Source organism: Microcoleus sp. S28C3, from assembly GCF_036700785.1.
In the GTDB taxonomy this organism is placed as follows: domain Bacteria; phylum Cyanobacteriota; class Cyanobacteriia; order Cyanobacteriales; family Microcoleaceae; genus Microcoleus; species Microcoleus asticus.
This window is the reverse complement of record NZ_JAUBPO010000056.1, coordinates 22,258-37,098: the sequence shown is the minus strand read 5'-3', so window position 1 is coordinate 37,098 and position 14,841 is coordinate 22,258. Positions and strand designations below refer to the sequence as shown.

General features: G+C 45.6%; 13 protein-coding genes. 5 read left to right on the top strand and 8 right to left on the bottom strand.

What is annotated here, in order from left to right; genetic code table 11:
• Positions 1-100 precede the first annotated feature (100 nt).
• A complete protein-coding gene (locus tag QUA13_RS17710; protein ID WP_333200523.1) occupies positions 101-1,477 on the top strand; it encodes an ATP-binding protein in 1,377 nt (458 codons plus the stop codon).
• Positions 1,478-1,669: 192 nt separating this feature from the next.
• On the opposite strand, the gene QUA13_RS17705 is transcribed toward QUA13_RS17710, so the two are convergent.
• A complete protein-coding gene (locus tag QUA13_RS17705; RefSeq protein ID WP_333200521.1) occupies positions 1,670-2,449 on the bottom strand; it encodes an ion transporter in 780 nt (259 codons plus the stop codon).
• 46 nt (positions 2,450-2,495) lie between these two features.
• On the opposite strand from QUA13_RS17705, the gene QUA13_RS17700 reads away from it, so the two are divergent.
• From QUA13_RS17700 to QUA13_RS17690, 3 genes are all read left to right on the top strand, one after another.
• Positions 2,496-4,232: a pentapeptide repeat-containing protein gene (locus QUA13_RS17700; protein WP_333200519.1), complete on the top strand. Its 1,737-nt coding sequence runs from the start codon at positions 2,496-2,498 to the stop codon at positions 4,230-4,232.
• Positions 4,233-4,422: 190 nt separating this feature from the next.
• Complete coding sequence (locus QUA13_RS17695; RefSeq protein WP_333200517.1) at positions 4,423-4,944, top strand: hypothetical protein; 522 nt, start codon at positions 4,423-4,425, stop codon at positions 4,942-4,944.
• A gap of 75 nt (positions 4,945-5,019) precedes the next feature.
• On the top strand, positions 5,020-5,364 hold the full coding sequence (locus QUA13_RS17690; RefSeq protein WP_333200515.1) for an NAD(P)H-quinone oxidoreductase subunit M: 345 nt from the start codon (positions 5,020-5,022) through the stop codon (positions 5,362-5,364).
• A 219-nt stretch (positions 5,365-5,583) separates the two neighbouring features.
• On the opposite strand, the gene QUA13_RS17685 is transcribed toward QUA13_RS17690, so the two are convergent.
• Positions 5,584-5,967, bottom strand: coding sequence for a hypothetical protein (locus QUA13_RS17685; protein ID WP_333200513.1), 384 nt, complete (start codon positions 5,965-5,967; stop codon positions 5,584-5,586).
• A gap of 810 nt (positions 5,968-6,777) precedes the next feature.
• On the opposite strand from QUA13_RS17685, the gene QUA13_RS17680 reads away from it, so the two are divergent.
• Complete coding sequence (locus tag QUA13_RS17680) at positions 6,778-9,090, top strand: protein phosphatase 2C domain-containing protein (RefSeq protein WP_333200511.1); 2,313 nt, start codon at positions 6,778-6,780, stop codon at positions 9,088-9,090.
• A 293-nt stretch (positions 9,091-9,383) separates the two neighbouring features.
• Here QUA13_RS17680 and QUA13_RS17675 read toward each other — a convergent pair whose 3' ends face one another.
• The 6 genes from QUA13_RS17675 to QUA13_RS17650 form a co-directional block, all read right to left on the bottom strand.
• Positions 9,384-10,079, bottom strand: a complete 696-nt coding sequence (locus tag QUA13_RS17675) for an LPS assembly lipoprotein LptE (RefSeq protein ID WP_333200509.1) — start codon at positions 10,077-10,079, stop codon at positions 9,384-9,386.
• Between the two features lie 296 nt (positions 10,080-10,375).
• On the bottom strand, positions 10,376-10,741 hold the full coding sequence (locus tag QUA13_RS17670) for a DUF1823 family protein (protein ID WP_333200507.1): 366 nt from the start codon (positions 10,739-10,741) through the stop codon (positions 10,376-10,378).
• 150 nt (positions 10,742-10,891) lie between these two features.
• Positions 10,892-11,923: a type I glyceraldehyde-3-phosphate dehydrogenase gene (gene gap, locus QUA13_RS17665; RefSeq protein ID WP_333193547.1), complete on the bottom strand. Its 1,032-nt coding sequence runs from the start codon at positions 11,921-11,923 to the stop codon at positions 10,892-10,894.
• 449 nt (positions 11,924-12,372) lie between these two features.
• On the bottom strand, positions 12,373-12,681 hold the full coding sequence (locus tag QUA13_RS17660) for a P-II family nitrogen regulator (protein WP_172186349.1): 309 nt from the start codon (positions 12,679-12,681) through the stop codon (positions 12,373-12,375).
• Positions 12,682-12,685: 4 nt separating this feature from the next.
• Entirely contained in the window at positions 12,686-13,657 is a 972-nt protein-coding gene (locus tag QUA13_RS17655) for a sodium-dependent bicarbonate transport family permease (protein ID WP_172186348.1), read from the bottom strand.
• A 203-nt stretch (positions 13,658-13,860) separates the two neighbouring features.
• Positions 13,861-14,595, bottom strand: coding sequence for a glutathione peroxidase (locus QUA13_RS17650; RefSeq protein ID WP_333200505.1), 735 nt, complete (start codon positions 14,593-14,595; stop codon positions 13,861-13,863).
• Positions 14,596-14,841: the final 246 nt, after the last annotated feature.

Sequence of the window (14,841 nt, the reverse complement as noted above, 5' to 3'; positions counted from 1 at the left end):
GAACAGTCTCCAGGGTCGCTCCTGCGGTGAAATTATAGGCTAGCTTAGTAGTACGTTCTAATTTCACTTTCTCAGCGTGTTTCGGCAACTAAAAGTTCCAGTGGCAAATAAATTCAGTTCCAAACTCCTTAGCCCTTCCCTCTCCGAAGGCAGCCATCAAGACCTTTCCCTAGAGTCTACCCTCTGGGATTTGCCCCTGTATGATTTTCAGGTTAAATCGAGCTGCTTGGCCGTGGCAGTTGCCGAAATTTTTGAACAGCATCCCCTAGTGCCGGGTGTCGTATTAGTAGAAGCAGGAGAGTTTGCTGGCATGATATCCCGCAGACAACTGCTGGAATATTTGCTCAAACCCCAAGGCCCCGAGCTATTTTTGCACCTGCCGCTGAAAGTTCTCTACAGTTACGCTCGCCTCGAAATATTATTGCTTGCAGAGAGTACAACCATTTTGGCAGCAGCCCCACAAGCTCTGCGCCGATCGCCCGAATTGCAGTCAGAACCAATCGTCGTCCAAATAGACTCCCAATCTTATCGCCTCTTAGACCCTCACGCGCTAAACATCGCTTACTGGCAAATTCGCGGCATAGAAACTCAAGTCCGCTACGAAAGAGCCCAAACTCAAATGATTCAAAGCGAAAAAATGGCTAGTTTAGGGCGTTTAGTCAACGGAGTAGCCCACGAAATTTTAGATCCGGTAGGCTTTATTTGGGGCAATTTAACCTACGTCAGCGACTACAGCAAAAACTTAATGGAGTTGCTCTCAGTTTACGACGCGCACTGTACCGAACCCTCCCCGGAAATAGCACGGCTCAAGGAAGAGATAGACTATGACTTTTTGCAAAACGATTTCCTCCGAACTGTTGCCAGCATCAAATCTGGAGCCGAACGTTTGAGCAAGCTGGCAAGCAGTTTGCAAAACTTCTGCCACATCGACGATGTTTATCCCAAACCGACCGACTTGCACGCCAACATAGACAGCATACTTTTGCTGCTCAAAAGTCGTTTGACCAGGGAAATCAAAGTAGTGAAAAACTACGGCTACCTGCCGCCAGTGCCGTGCTATGCAGGCCAGCTAAACCAAGTATTTATGAATATCTTGACCAATGCTATTAATACATTAATTAACGAAGCAGTCGGTCAAGAATTGGCGAAAGAGTTTAAAGGTGGAGGACTCAGAGACTTCGATCGCCAGCCTCAAATTGAAATCACAACTCAAGTCTGCTGTCCCGAACCTGCGCCCGATTTAGACAAACTTCATGTTCGCTGGGTTTCGATTTGCATTGCAGATAACGGGCAAGGAATGTCACCTAGCAAGTACAAAAAAATCATAGAATCATTCTCTACCGAAAAACGCGCCCTCAAAGAAACCAGTTTAGCAATTAGCTATCAAATCGTGACGGGCAAACACGGCGGTGCATTCAGAATGCGATCGGAATTAGGCAGCGGCACCCAATTTGAAATTTTGTTACCCTTAGCTTAAAGAAGGAAGAGGGAAGAAGGAAGAGGGAAGAAGGAAGAAGGAAGAGGGAAGAGGGAAGAAGGAAGAAGGAAGAAGTTACAGCGTATTCCAGATTTATGAACTACAAGACACGGCAATGCCGTGTCCCTACCGGTTATCTGTACTGCACTCAACTGAAAACTGCTGTAACAGTCAACAGTCAACAGTCAGCAGTCAACCATTATCTAATTGAGTGCCGCACATTTTACAATATTTGGCATTAGCATCGTGTACAGACCAACCGCAACCTTTACAAACAGCTTCTACTTGATTAGCACTTTTAACTAATTGTTTAATCAAATCCCCCAATTGCCAAGGAATCAGAGCAATTCCGGTCAAAATCATCAAAATAGTCAGAAAACGACCGGATTCCGAAATCGGAGTAACATCGCCAAATCCCACCGTCGTCATGGTGACAACGGAGAAATAAACAGCATCCAAAAAAGTCCTAAAAACTTTGGGATTGGTCGGATGTTCGACTTGATAAATCAAACCCGAATAAACAAAAATTATTGCCAGCAAAGTAAACAAAATCCGAGCAAAAATCACTCCATCTTCGCTGCTGATGCGGAAAATAGAAATTTTTAATTCCAGAAAGCGGATGAGTCGGAGAATTCTAAACCAGCGAAAAATTCGGATAAAACTAACGTTGACAAATCCCAGCAAAAATGGTAATATTGCCAGCAAATCAATAATTGAAAAAAAACTAAAAATAAATTTAACTCGATTTTCGGCACACCACAGCCGCAATAAATACTCAACTGCAAAAACGATTAAAAGAACAGTATCGAGAGTTTGGAAATTAATTCTAACAGATTCCGAAATCGGGTAAGTTTCGGCGATGAAGCTGGCGGAAGATAAAAGAATGAGTCCGGTAAGAGTTAAATTGACGGTTCTGCCAATTGGGGTTTCGATGTCTTCGAGATAAAATCCAATTTGCGATCGGGTTAACATAGATGAGATAATTAATACCATTTATGAGGTAAGGGAATTATCGCATATGAGTATCGAATTAACTAAGGGTGAAAGGTTCAATCTTTCTAAAGAAACTCCTAATTTCAGTAAAATTGCGATCGCCCTGGGTTGGCAAGTCAGCCAGAAAGCACAAAACTGCGACATTGACGCATCTGTTTTTATGTTAGCGGCAGACGGTCGCATTCCCGATGAAAAGTATTTTGTATTTTACAACAATCTGACATCGCCGGACGGTTCGGTGCGGCATTTAGGACACAGCGCGACTGGGCAAATAGACGGAGATGATGAGACGGTTTATGTGGATTTGAGTAAAATTAATTCGGCGATTCAGGAAATTGTGTTTGTTGTGACTATTCACGAGGGACAGGAAAAGAATCAAAGTTTTAGTCAAGTTACAAATGCTTTTATCAGGCTTTACAACCGAGAAACTCTTAGCGAATTGGTTCGGTACAATTTAAATCAGATATTTTCCCAAGAAACGGCTTTAGAATTTGGACGTTTGTATAAGAAGAATGGCGAATGGAGATTTCAGGCGCTAGGACAGGGATATAATGCTGGGTTGCAAAGTTTTGTAGATAAGTATTATGTTGAGAATGCGGTTGAAAAAAGCTCGAAAGCTGGTGAGAAGCTGGATGATGCTGAGGTTGTGAGGCGGTTTAGCGATCGGGTGGATCGGTTATTGCGCGAAGAGGCGATCGAGGAGACACCGATTCCAGTATCTAGTGAAGCAGTAGAACAGCCGGCTGCTACTCCTGTAAATGCGGATACTGTGCAATCTCAGGAAGAGGAAAAAATAAATGATGCTGCACTAAAAAATCTGGAACCCGCTATTAGTGCTGAGGAATTTTGGAAACGGTATGAAGACGGAGAACGCGACTTTACCGGGATTAACCTAACGGGAGTGGATCTAAGTGGCAAAACTATCGACTCTAATGTCAGTCTAAGTCAAGCAAACCTGAGCAGTGCCAATCTAGCAAATGCCGAATTGACAGGGGTAAATTTGATCGGAGCTAACTTGCAAGGCGCTAATTTAAACTCAACAAACTTGCTAAATGCTGATTTGATTGAAGTTAATTTAAGTGGGGCTAACTTAACCAAGGTAATATTGTATTCCGCAAGACTAATTCAGGCAAATTTGAGTCTAGCTAACTTAAGCCAAGCAAAGTTAGATAGCGCAAACCTGACTACAGCAAACCTCAGTAGAGCTAACTTAACTCAAGCAAATCTACCTAATGTTAACCTGACAGGAGCCGATTTAAGTCAAGCGAAGGTAACTAAAGTCAACCTTAGTGGTGCAAATCTTAGTGGTGTTAACTTAACAGGGGTAAGTTTGACTGGGGTAAACCTTCAAGGAGTTAACCTTAGTGGCATGAATTTGAGTGGGGTAAATTTGACTGGCACAAACTTAAGTTATGCCAAGTTGATTGGGATTAACTTAAGTGGAGCAAGTTTGAGTGGGGCAAACTGTTTAGGCGCTAACTTGGATGGTGCTAACCTCACAGGGGTAAATTTGATTGGGGTAAACTTACAGAGCGTTAATCTGAGCGGGCAAAACTTGAGTGGCTTTAATCTGTCTGGGGCTAACCTATATGGAGCAAACTTGAGTAAAGCAGACTTAAGTGAAGCAAACTTGTGTGGGGCAAATTTGAGCTATGCAAACTTAGAGAAAACTAACCTGAAGGAAGCTAAACTGGTTGGAGCAAATCTGGACAATGCAAAACTCGCAGGCGCAATTATGCCAGATGGGACAATTCACGAATAAACTCGATCGCCAATATTAAAGAGCAAGGTGGGCAATTTATTGGTACCCATTTTCCAGCCTCTTCCCCGAAGTCCGGCAGGGAATTAATTCCCTGCCGGCCTTTCGGTTTAAGTTGACAACCAATGGCTGGCATGGCCCACCAAAAAAATAGAGTATGATTAATGTGAAATATCAAATATATAGATTTTCGATGAATGAATCTGACACGGAAATTATAGAATCTACCCTCAGATGGATGACGGAGTTTGTCGAGTTACCTCATCCAATGTTCAGCGATTTACCGATTTGTCCCTTCACTAAAAAAGCACGCTTGGCTAATCAAATTTTATTCAAAAGTGAGCGGTTTTCAGCGCTGACTGAGTTCGATCGCGATTCTGCAATAATGAAATCAATTTATGAATTTTACAATTCGGAATTTGAAATCATGGTAGTAATTAATCCAGAAAAAACAGCAATTACTGCGCCCGAAACTAAAGAATTGATAGACAAACTAAATAATCGGATTTCAGAGTTGGGCTTGCTGGCTTTTCACACTCATCCAGAGGAAGATTTTAATATTGACGGGCTTCATACTAGGAGGATGCCGTATCCGGGCTTCACCGTTCAAGTAAATTCTAAGCTGAAGCCAGCTTCCGATTCTTTAGAGAAAACTGAATATTACAAAAATTGGACGGCCGAACAACTAAAATATTTCGGGATTCCGAGAAATTGACGATCGCCCGCCCTCCCCGCGCATCTCCCAGCCATTACAATTAATTCAGCAAAAAATCTTTACACATAAGAACTCATGCAGCTCAAGTCAACAACCCGCCATATTCGCATATACACCGCCATCCTCGAAGATAACGAACTCGTACCCAGCAACGACCTTTTGACCCTCGACATTGACCCAGATAACGAACTTAACTGGAATGACGAGTCAATCAAACAGATAAATGCCAAATTCGACCAACTCGTAGACGCTTACGAGGGCGAAGACTTGACCGAGTACAACCTCCGCCGCATCGGTTCGGAATTGGAACACTTGGTACGATCGCTCCTCCAAAAAGGCCAAATCAGCTACAACCTCAACGGCCGCGCTGTTAACTACAGCATGGGATTGCCTCAAGTTGATTCCAAAGTCCACCTGTAAGGGCGATCGGGCGATCGGCATTTGTGTCAACTAAAGATAGAAAGCCATCATAAATGTCGCTTGTAGCTGAGTTTCCATCCCCTCTACTGCCCTTAATCAGGGGCAGTAGGGGGGGACAAGACGGTTGTGTTTCGTGTCCCGCCTTAAGGGGGATTGAGGCGAATCTAGACTTTGATACAAAGGAAAGGCCCAGATGGGGAGAATTGGGAAAATCTGCTTTTATTCTTCTTCCTGCTTCTTTCTGACTCCTGACTCCTGACTCCTGGCTTCTTCCTTCTTTTTACCCTCAGCCGAGTCAAAGGGCCTTTTTCCTTCTTTCTTCTCCCCCGCATCCCCAGCATCAACCGCAAAATTAGTAGGATGGCGATCGCGCTCCAAAAACTGTTTAACTGCAACTTGGCGGTTGGTCATAAAATGACCCCAAGCGCCGGGAAACAGCCCATCCAAGGTTTCCACCAGCGCCCAAACCTCAAGATTCATCACTTTGTAATAAAAACTGTGAGAATGTTGAATGCTAGTCAGTATTTCGTCTATTTCAACTGCAGGCAGCAGCTTCGGATCGGACAAATTCTTGCGAAAGGCACTGGACTCATATAGGGGCATGGTTAAATACTCAACAGCTTGCAGAGGCCGGTCAGTCGATTTTAGATTTTAGATTTTAGATTTTAGATTGACTCCACAGATGAATCTGCGGGCTTGAACTAATATCTAATTTTTTTTGATCTCCACGACTCCTGTCGGGGGCTTGCATCCGTCAGTAGATGTGAGATGTTAGATTTTAGACTTTAGATGGACTCCACAGATTTATCTGTGGGCTTGTATCCTTACTTTGGGTAAGGTTGAATTTAACTTTACTTGCTAAACTCTGGTACGAGGCACGGAACACCCTGGGCGAGAAAACCGAGAATTGATATTTATTTATACCTGTTGGCTCAGGTGATTTCTACCTAGCTGCATCATACCATTATAGTTAGTCTAAAATTTCAATTCGTTTGAGAACCGCGATTTCTTCGGAAATGGCTACTATCAAGAATATGCTGAACACAGCGTGCTTTCAAGCCGAGGACTTCGGCGTCGCGCCAGCGTCTAACCCTGAAAGCTCATAGCAAGATTCATCGGGGGGTCAACAAAATGGTAGACTATTCGTGTCAGTACAAGACATTAAAACCTACCCCTGGACTGGGGGAAAGTCACGCCTAAAACATTCTCAGGAGATATAACTGCGCGCACAAGAGTGCAAACGTGGTCAGCCTAGGAACCTGAAAAATCAGGATATTAGGACTGCGAAGTCTTAAGAATCCCCGTCTGTTGAGAAAGCGGGGGTGTCGAATAATCGCCACGTATCAACCGTCGAGGTTCAATCGCTAAAATAGTTCAGATCAGCACGCTTGCCCAAAGGCGTCAGGAACCCTTATGCAAAACTCTGTGGCAAAACACTACTTATGGGCTTTAGGTGAAGGGATCAAAGGGTGTAAGCCAGGCGATCTGATCGCTGGTCGCTACTTGGTCAAGCGCGATCGACTTCTTGTCGATACTCAACCCGAACAGTTGCCGGAACAGCCCGAAGAGATTCCGAGTGTTGTCACTCCTTATCTGAGACTATTTACCTATCAGTTGCACGTACCTCAAGTATACGGGCTGGTATCGTCCCAGAGGAGCAAGCTATCGGGAGATATCTGGCTATTGGAAAACGTGCCTATTTTGAAGGTGACGGAATCTTTAATGCCGGAATTGGCGGACTCCTGGAAAGGAGCCGCAGCGATGCGCCAGCTCAATTGGCTGTGGCAAATTGCCCAGTTGTGGCAGCCGTGTATCGCTCAGGGCGTGGCTTCCACGCTGCTGACTCCGGAACTGCTGCGGGTGGAAGGACAATTGGTGCGGTTTCTGGAATTGCAGCCCGATCGCAAACCGCCTAATTTGTCGCAGTTGGGCAAATTGTGGCAGCAGTGGCTTGAAGATGCTCACCCGGCAATCGCCAATTTTTTGAGGCAACTTTGCCAGCAAATGGTTGCCGGTCAAGTGCGCAACGGCGAACAACTGATGGGCCAGTTGGATAAAGCTCTGGCAAAGTGCGGGCGATTTTACGATCGTCACGTTGAGATTGCCACGGGCACCGATGTCGGCAGAGCACGGGCTCACAACGAAGATGCTTGCTATCCGCCCAGCGGTACGGTGTTCTCCGGAAAACCGGGATCGTCCGCTTGCGCGATCGTCTGCGACGGTATCGGCGGACAAGACGGCGGCGAAATCGCTTCGGAAGAAGCCATTGCTGTGCTGCGGGAAAAGTTGGAGCAAATGCCCCTGCATCAGGCTAATTGGGACCCGCTGAGCCTGACTTCCAAGCTGCAACGGGCCGCTTGTGCTGCTAACGACAAGATAGCCGGTCGCAACGACAGCGAACACCGCCAAGGCCGCCAGCGGATGGGAACTACGCTAGTTATGGCTTTAGCCCACATTCACGAACTCTACGTCGCCCACGTCGGAGACAGTCGGGCTTACTGGATTACCCGCACTGGCTGCTATCAAGTTACTCTCGACGACGATGTAGCTTGCCGCGAGGTGCGTTTGGGCTACTCCCTCTACCGGGATGCTTTGGAACAAGTGGCCGCAGGCGCTCTGATTCAAGCTTTGGGCATTAGTTCGTCCAACACTCTGCACCCAACTGTGCAGCGTTTTCCGGTGGATGAGGACTGCGTTTTGCTGCTGTGTTCCGACGGTTTGAGCGATAAAGACCGGGTTGAGGAATGTTGGGAAACGGAGATTTTGCCAATTCTCGACGGTAGCATTAATGTGGCCAAGGCGCGCGATCGACTGATTGAGATTGCTAATACTAGAAACGGTCACGATAACGTCACTGTAGCTTTAATTCACTGTCAGGCACATTTGAGGGACGAAGGCAATACTTTGACAGAATTGTCTGTCGCACCTTTAGATACGCCTGCGGAACCAATTATCGACAGCGAGGATTTGCCAACGGATTTGAATGATTCCACAACCCTTGGCGATGGTAATTCTCAAGCGAAAACGCAGTTGTTACAGCAGGAAAAAAGCAAAAGTTCATTTTCTCTGCTCCTGAAAATTGTATTTTTATTAGGGTTGGGGGGTGTATTTGCTTATTTTTTCATCCCTCCGGTGGGTCGGGCGATCGATACTGCCGGGGAGTCGATTTTCGGGAAAGGCGGTTTAATTAATGCTGGAAGCACGCCGCAGAAAACAGTTGAATCTGTACCTCCTCCGGTGAAATCTTTAGAAACAGGCTCGTTTATAGAGATTAAAAGTTCTGCAGGTGAGGAATTGGGAAAAGAGGGCGATCGCTTGGATTTGCGCGTCGCAATGGGTGAGTTGACTGTCAAGGGAACAGTCCCTGCCGGCAGCGTTTTGCAGGTGACAAACAAACAACTTACGCCTCAAGGCAATTGGCTGGAATTGAAAGTTTGTTCGATTCCTGAAATTGTGCGATCGAACTCTCCCAAACCCAACTCAAATAAAGATTTTTCTACAGTTTCAAAACCCGCAGTGAATCGATCTCCCGCTGTGGCAACTCCCTCGCCTTCCCCGACCGTTAAGCCAACAGTTGAAGTAGGAATTGCCACGCTGCCAGCGGGAGAAATCGGATGGATTCAAGAACAAGCTGCCCTTTCTAAAGTAGTCTCTAACCCGACTCCAAACCCGAATCAACAGGGGAAATGCGTTGTTAATTCTGACTCAAATCCCAATGCTAATTAAACTGTTAATGCTTGAGTATGTTGAGCGAATTTGCTCTAATTTAGTAGAATGAAAAATGCAGATTTCTAAACAAAACTAAGACTAACTGGTACCATCGCTGATCAAGTAGCTGACATAATCTGTCCTAGACGCAAAAACCCGGTTGATTCACAAAATTTGGTCATATACGCTCGATCGCGACAACGCTCAACCGGGTTTCTTTGGGTAGCGTGCGATAGCGAACTGATAATTTTAGATTTGAGATTGGGAATTATTCAATTCCCAATCTCAAATCTAAAAAGGTTTCAAAATTTCTAACCTAATTTCTTAGATACTTCTGCAAGTTTAGTCACCATCTGAGATACGGCTTTGTCAACGGCCGCGCTCAAAAGTGAGTCTTCATTGCTGCTGCCAGAATTGCTGCTGATACCTCTGACAGAAATATTAGAATCGCTTTGATCGGCTTCTCCTACTGCTTTGGCGGTAGCAAGAATATCTCCTGAAGCTGTACCAATTAACCGCACGTCTATTTGAACGGTAGCTTTGGTTTTTTGCGACCCGCCGCCGATTCCCATGAAACTGCCGCCGCCTGATTGTTTGTCAATATTAAACTTGGTAATGGTGCCGATGAGTACGGCGTCAACTCCTAACTCCTTGCCAATTTCTGCTGCTGTACCAGCATCCATCGCACCGCTGCGATTTTGCTGTTTGAGCACTTGTTCGAGTTTGCTACGATCGACTACTGTATAAGTGCCATTGTTGACAAGTTCGTTGATTAGCAGTTCGCTGATGCCTTTAGCGGCCCCGACTCCCCTGTAGGAAGTGTAATAGCTGTTGGTGGTGCCGTAGTCGAAGTCCATGACGACGAGGCGTTTTTTGGCAGTAGCTTGGGCGAGTTGGGTTGCGGGTTGGGTGGTGGCTGGCGTGGCGGTCGCGTTGACTGAAACGCCGGCTAGCATTAGGGTAGCGAGGGAAATGCTGGTTAAGCGAGATATGGTGGTTGTTTTCATAAAGGTTTCCTCACAGTGGTTTTGTGCCGACTCTAGGATACTTTACGGAACAGCCCGATGTCAGGGTTGGCGGTGAGGAGGTTGGAATTGGCGATCGGATTTTAGTGTTTTTTGACTTTCAAAAGGCTTAATTTTTGTTAATTAACCGCAGAGGACGCAAAGGAGACAGAGAAAGAAAGGAAGAGTTTAATAAAGGTTTCAATCCTTAATAGGAATTTAGGGGTTTTCCTGCCAAAAAATCTAATATCTTTGTACTGTAACGCGGGCAACAACCGCACAGCAATCCCATATACCTCCTAGTCCCCAGCTTTCATAAAACCCATCAACCAATTAGCCATTGTCGCCCTGCGAGTTTGTCTCGGCCCGAATTCCCCAATTTTATAGCCCTTAAACCCCAATTTTTCCTTCAGCAACTGCTTGTTTTCTGGAGGGGTCGATCGAGTCAATTTTACGGTCGCAGGCCTAGAATCGATAAAATCCGGCGGTTCCGGGTATTCTTGGCGCCACTCGGTAGCAACATCAGCACTGTTCCACTTACCAGTCTCCGCATCGCAGCGGTAGCCCAGATACTGCCAAACTAGCTGATTGACGCCAGCATCGTCGATTTCTTCGTTGAGGATAGCCCAAATAGTTTCGTTATTCAGCGGTGGTAATTCAGACATGAGCGCGATCGAATCGGAAACACAAAAAGTTTAACTCACATTAGGTAATATTCTCAGGAACAGGCTTTCGGGCCCGTTCCACAAAAATTCATAGGAATTTGTTTGTGGGGTGGGAAGGCGAGCCCGCCCAAAATGCCACCCCACAAAAAATCAATTATTCAAAATTCCGTCCTTCTGGGCCATCGACAGCATCAAGTCAATCACGCGGCAAGAATAACCCCACTCGTTGTCGTACCAAGAAACGACTTTGAAAAACTTAGAATTAAGTTCAATTCCCGCACCTGCATCGAAAATGCTCGATCGCTCGTCGCCCTTAAAATCTGTAGAAACCACCGCATCTTCAGTATATCCGAGAATGCCTTTGAGTTCGCCCTCCGAGGCTTTTTTCATGGCTTCACAAATTTCTTTGTAGCTAGTTTCCTTCCCCGTTTTAAAAGTAAGGTCAACTACAGACACGTCGGGAGTTGGCACGCGCAAAGCCATTCCCGTCAATTTTCCTTTCAATTTCGGCAACACCAAAGTAACAGCTTTTGCTGCACCAGTGGAAGATGGAATAATATTTTGAGCCGCACCGCGTCCTCCCCGCCAATCTTTTTGGCTGGGGCCGTCTACAGTTGGTTGAGTAGATGTCATGGCGTGAACTGTAGTCATTAAACCTTCTTCCAAGCCGAAGTTATCGTCGATCACTTTGGCAATTGGTGCTAAACAATTCGTTGTACAGCTAGCATTGGAAACAACAGTATCTTTTGCCTGGTCAAATTTGTGGTGGTTGACGCCTACTAGATATGTTGGTACTTTTTCAGGATCTTTTGTCGGTGCTGAAAGTATTACTCGTTTTGCTCCCGCAGTCAAGTGTTTTGATGCGCCTTCAAAATCTGTAAACAATCCGGTAGATTCTACAACATAATCTGCGCCGGATTTACCCCAAGGCAATTCGGCAGGATTTCTAATCGCTGTGCAGGGGATAAATAGTCCGTCAACGACAATCCCGTCGGGTTTGCTTTCAACTTCGCCGTCGTAAATGCCGTGGGTGGAGTCGTATTTGAAAAGATAAGCCAGGTTTTCTGGCGAAACTAAGTCGTTAATGCCGACAAATTCGATGTTGGGGTTTTTGATGCCGGCACGCATGACTAGCCGTCCTATGCGACCAAATCCGTTGATGCCAACTTTTAATGCAGCCATGTTTAAACTCCTCTTGAAAATCTCGCTAGTCGATCGGGCGATCGCCTGTTGTGGCTTAGAATTTACCACGCTAACGGATTTTTTTAACTGATTCTTTTCTATCTCTTAAGAATTCTGAATTCGGGGGTGGCGAAGGGTAATTAACCCTGAAATTACCGCTGGCTAATGGTTAATGGCTGATGATTGTAAACTTGTAAAAGTGCTATAACAGACAGAAATTATTTTCAAAATAGCCTTTTTTAAATCATGCTAAAGTAATAACAAAAAACTTATAAAAAAACCAAAATGGATTGGTATTCTCACCAGTGGTGGCTTTCCGGGCCGGAAGCCTAGGATTAAAGTCACAGATACGCACAAGGACACAGCAATGCCGTGTCCCTACACCTATGGCGTACAATCTATATGTCGCTCTAGTTTTCCGAATTGGTATAATCACCAATCACTAATGACTACCCGACGCACCTAGTAATTAGCAATTCCACCGCATCTGAAATAAAACACGACCCACCAAATTTATTGAGCACGGGTCTAATGTTTTCTGCAACTGCTGATATTTGAGCGGGAGAACAAAAAGCAACCACATAAACGTTATCCAGCGCCGTCATTGATGAATTGCGGGAAACGTGATCCCTGGTGCTTTTTCCCGCCACATCACGAATCACCGAATAACCGGGTACGCCAGCTTTGTCTAAACCGTCTAAAATCTTGCCGAGTTCCACCGAGTGGGCTATGATTTCTATCCTTTTGACTGGCTCCATTATCTCACCTCCAAAACATATTGATTCCGTATAGATACAGGGGAATGCCTACAATGATATTAAATGGAAAGGTCACTGCTAAGGCCGTTGAAATGTAAAGACTTGGATTCGCTTCGGGAACAGTTAGGCGCATGGCTGCTGGTACTGCTATATAAGAAGCACTAGCGCACAAGACGGCAAACAGCAAAGTGTCTCCCTGTGGCATTCCGATTAATTTCGCTATTACCAAAGCAATTACGGCGTTGACTATGGGAATTAGGATTGCAAAGCCGATCAGAAAAATTCCTGCTTCTTGCAAATCTTTAATTCTGCTGGCTGCAACCAGCCCCATGTCTAGCAAGAAAAAAGTCAAAACTCCGTAAAATAAGTCTTGAGTAAACGGACTCATAACTTGCCAACCGTGTTCTCCTGTCATTATGCCCATAATTAGGCTGCCAATCAGTAGAAAAACTGAACTGTTTAGGAATGCTTCTTGCAACACTTCTGGCCAAACTATTTCGCGTTTTCCTTCTTCCCCGCCGAATACACTCACGAGGATTAGCCCGACTATAATTGCCGGGGATTCCATTAATGCTAGCGCGGCTACCATGTAACCGTCAAAGTCGATCCCCTGTGCTGTGAGGAAGGAGGTTGCGGTAATAAATGTGACGGCGCTGATGGAACCGTAGGTGGCTGCGATCGCCGCGGCATTGTAGGAGTCGAGTTTGATCCTCAGTATGAAAAAAGTATAAATTGGTACTAGCATTGACATCAGCATCGCTGCAAAAATTGTCAGGGCAACTTGCTGGTCAATTCCGCTTTTGGACAGTTCGACGCCGCCTTTAAATCCGATCGCAAACAGCAGGTACAGCGAAAACAGTTTGGGGATGGGCGCTGGAATTTCTAAATCAGATTTGAGAAAAATTGCCAGCATTCCCATGAAAAAAGCTAATATGGGTGGATTTAAGATATTTGACGCGACTAAACTCAAATCCACGATCGTTCACTCCCATTTTTTGCGTTTTTAATATTACTTCCCCAGTAATTGTGGCACGAGAATGGATCGATAGACCGATCGAACTTTTCAAGCGAAAGCTCGACGGGGCTAAATACCGCCAAATAGGGCAAAGACGCACACTGCACGCCCTACAACCAGTAAGGCGTGCACTTCGCACCCGCAGGTTAAGTATTTGTGTTTAACTAAGCAACAGCCAAATAAGACTCTAGGTCTTCGGAACCACCGATCAACTTGCCGTCGATAAATACTTGCGGCACAGTTGTAGCCCCAGTCATAGCCCGGAGCGATCGGGTTGTGATCTCCCGTCCCAAGACGATTTCTTCATAATCGAAGCCATTTTTACTCAGCAGTGCCTTAGCCTTAGCGCAGAAGGGACAGCCCATTTTTGTAAACAGGGAAACGACCTTCGGCTTGGCTGCTGCGGAGTTGATGTAGTTGAGCATCGTCTCGGCATCGGACACTTTGAAAGGGTCTCCCGGTTCATCAGGCTCAATAAACATTTTTTCAACCAAGCCATCTTTTACCAGCATCGAATAACGCCAAGACCGCTTGCCAAAGCCTAAGTCTGTTTTGTCTACCAGCATTCCCATGCCTTCGGTAAATTCGCCGTTACCGTCGGGAATTAACGTCACATTGTCTGATTCTTGGTCTTTTGCCCACTCGTTCATCACAAAAGCGTCGTTGACGGAAATACAAACTATTTCATCTACGCCATTTTCTTTGAAAACTTTGGCACATTCGTTATAACCGGGGAGGTGCGTTGACGAACAAGTGGGCGTAAAAGCCCCAGGCAGCGAGAAGACGACTACGGTTTTACCTGCAAATATATCATCGGTGGTGACATCGACCCACTCGTTGTCTTTGCGAGTGCGAAAGGTGACTTTGGGTACTCTTTGACCTTCTTGGTTCGTCAGCATGATTTTAAATTCTTAGGTACTTAGGTTCAATTGCTTACTTTAGCGTAATCATAACGAGTACGACTTGTCAATAGGAGGCGGGTCTTTTGCTCGGACTTGGGCGCGCGGGAGTCAAAAATCTCCCTTGATGCGCCATGTCACGCCAGGTAAGTCCGACTTCATCCGCAAAGCCAGATAGGCAATCATGGACGCCCTCCGACCCAAGAAACCGGGTTTTTTGGCGAAAATACTTGGTTGGAACCCCAG